Below are 2385 nucleotides of genomic sequence, written 5' to 3'. Positions count from 1 at the left end.
TCCCCCTCCCCCCCCCCCCCCCCCCCACCCCCCCCCCCACCCACAGAAAACGCGGCCCGCAGGTCAGCTCTGCGCCGGCAGCGGCGTCTGCGGGTCGACCGTCGGCGACGGCAGGGTCGGGCTGACCGTCGGCTCGGGCGTCGTCGTGCCCGGCGCGGTCGGGTCAACCGTGGGGCTCACCCCGGGACTCGGCGAGGTCGGCAGCCCGAGCTGTGCGGCGAGGCCCTGCAACGCCGCGTACAGGTCCTCAAGCACCGGTCCGGCCTCCTGCGCCAGGTTCACCACCCGCTCGTCGGAGCCCTGCGAGATCTCGGCGTTGTTCACCTCGATCGCCTTGGCGTAGCCCGCCAACTGGCTCTCCACGAACGCCGTGTCGAACTCGGCACCGGACAACCCGTTCAGCTGGGTGACCACGTCCTGCTGCTCCTGGGTGGGTGAGTCGGGCAGGGCGACGTCGACCTCACCGGCCACCCGGGCGACCTCCTCGTCCAGCCGGGTGTGGTCGGCCACCATGTCACCACCCAGGTCCTTCACCGCCTGGTCGGCATCCTGCTTGTCCTGCGCCAACTGCCCGATCTGCACAGCGGCCAGATTGACCTGGTGGATCGTACGCAGGTATTCGCTGTCCTGCTCGGACGGTGCTGTCGCGTGCGCGGTCGCCGGGATCAACGCGACGGCGGTCAGCCCGGCCAACAGCCCCAGCCGGGTCACTACGGTCCTTCTCATCGTGGTTCCTCCTCGCTCAGCGCTCGTCGGGGCACCGAGATACCCGGCACCCCGGACGCCATGCCCGCCGGCCGGGATGAGCGCCGCCGGCCGGCGGGCGGATGACCAGCCACCCTCGGTCGGGCTAGCCCGACCCCCCGCCGGCATGTCACCGCCGGTACCGGGTAGCCGGATGACGACCGACCAGATCACCGGGAGGGATCGTGACCAACATCCAGCAACCGGAAATGCGTCGCAGCGGGGACAACCCGCTGGTCCAGGAGAGCAAGGATCCCGACGGAGCCGACCGCCGACCCGGGCGTCGCGGCGGCGGCGACCGTCCCGTCCCGGCCGGCCAGGCCTCACCGTACGGTCCCCATCCGCCGGTCGCCGACGACGACAGCGAACCCGAAGACCGGCCGGACTGACCACCTCGGCCGGCCCACGGCACCCATGCAGACGTTCCTGCCGTACCCCGACTTCACGGCCAGCGCCGCCGCGCTCGACGCCCGACGCCTCGGCAAGCAGCGCGTCGAAGCGTTGCAGGTGCTACGCGGCCTGACCGTGCCCGGGTACGGCTGGCGTCACCACCCGGCGGTCCGGATGTGGCGCGGCCACCCCGAGGCGCTGGTCCGGTACGGCCTGACGGTCTGCGCCGAATGGACCCGGCCCGGCCGGGCCGACACCGTCGCCGACACCCTGCGCCGCGAATTCACCGCCGCGACCGGCCGCACCCTGATCCGCGACCAGGCCGAACTCGGCGCCGCCTGCGCACTACCGGCCTGGCTCGGCCGCGCCGACCTGCACCTGTCGCACCGCGCCGCACTGGTACACAAGGACCCCGACCACTACCGCCCCCGCTTCGGCGACCTCGCCCCCGTACCGTACGTGTGGCCATGCCCACCCGCGGTGCCGCCGCCGATCTCCCCCGCCCCACCCGGCGAAAAAGGTCCGTGGTCGGATTGAACCGTTCGGCCCCGTCCGCCGAACTCCTTACCGGTGGATCAGGTTCCGGCGGCAGCGGCCGCTGACGTACGGGAGGCGAGGCTCATGGTCAACTGTCTGCGCGCGAACGCCGTCCGGATCGGCGCGGTGCTGTCCGGTTCGGTGCTGGCGGTCGTGCTGTCCGGGTCGGCGGTGGCTGCGGCCAACATCGGCCTGGAACCGACCCAGGCACCTCGTGGGGCCGGCATTCAGCTGACCTTCGAACTTCCGCAGGAACGGCCGGACGCACACACCGCCGAGGTGCGCCTCGATCTGCCGGCGGACCTGCCCATCGCCGAGGTCTACCCGATGTCGGTCGACGACTGGGCACCCAGGATCATCAACCGGGCCCTGCCGGAGCCGCTGCCCGGCCTGCACGGAGGCCTGATGACCGAGGCCACCGAGAGCATCACCTGGCAGCTGGTCTCTCCACCCGCCGACGAACCGGCGCCGGTGCTGCTGACCGTTTCGGTCGGCCCGCTGCCGGACACGGACCGGATCGAATTCGCGGTGACCCAGACCTACTCCGACGGCACCGTGGTCCACTGGGGCGGCCCGAACGCGCCGCGGCCCGGCCCGGTGCTGACCCTCGGACCGGCCGACCCGACGGCCGCCGGTCACGGAGCCCACCACGGCGACCCGGCACCGGCAGCCGCCCAGGACCCGCCGGCGCAGGCCGCCGCAGCGGGCTCGGAC

The 2385-nt window shown here is 73.0% G+C and carries 4 protein-coding genes; 3 read left to right on the top strand and 1 reads right to left on the bottom strand.

The window, feature by feature from the left end; translation table 11 throughout:
• Positions 1-63: 63 nt before the first annotated feature.
• The gene (locus ACXAHD_RS31950; RefSeq protein ID WP_281554946.1) at positions 64-726 is read right to left on the bottom strand and encodes a DUF4142 domain-containing protein; all 663 of its coding nucleotides are present in this window, start codon (positions 724-726) and stop codon (positions 64-66) included.
• Between the two features lie 203 nt (positions 727-929).
• Between ACXAHD_RS31950 and ACXAHD_RS31945 the strand changes: the two genes are divergently transcribed.
• The 3 genes from ACXAHD_RS31945 to ACXAHD_RS31935 all read left to right on the top strand — a co-directional run.
• Positions 930-1133, top strand: a complete 204-nt coding sequence (locus tag ACXAHD_RS31945) for a hypothetical protein (protein ID WP_281554945.1) — start codon at positions 930-932, stop codon at positions 1131-1133.
• A 25-nt stretch (positions 1134-1158) separates the two neighbouring features.
• A complete protein-coding gene (locus tag ACXAHD_RS31940; protein ID WP_281554944.1) occupies positions 1159-1671 on the top strand; it encodes an MSMEG_6728 family protein in 513 nt (170 codons plus the stop codon).
• A gap of 33 nt (positions 1672-1704) precedes the next feature.
• A partial coding sequence (locus ACXAHD_RS31935; RefSeq protein ID WP_475055137.1) for a DUF1775 domain-containing protein occupies positions 1705-2385 on the top strand: 681 nt, incomplete at its 3' end.

Source organism: Micromonospora sp. ABR4_055 (genome assembly GCF_056160425.1).
Note: the sequence above shows the minus strand (reverse complement) of the source record. Positions and strands in the feature narration are given on the sequence as shown.

Bases quoted from the DNA above. Each gene is read 5' to 3' on its own strand.
- ACXAHD_RS31950 (WP_281554946.1), bottom strand. From the start codon at position 726: ATGAGAAGGACCGTAGTGACCCGGCTGGGGCTGTTGGCCGGGCTGACC.
- ACXAHD_RS31940 (WP_281554944.1), top strand. From the start codon at position 1,159: ATGCAGACGTTCCTGCCGTACCCCGACTTCACGGCCAGCGCCGCCGCG.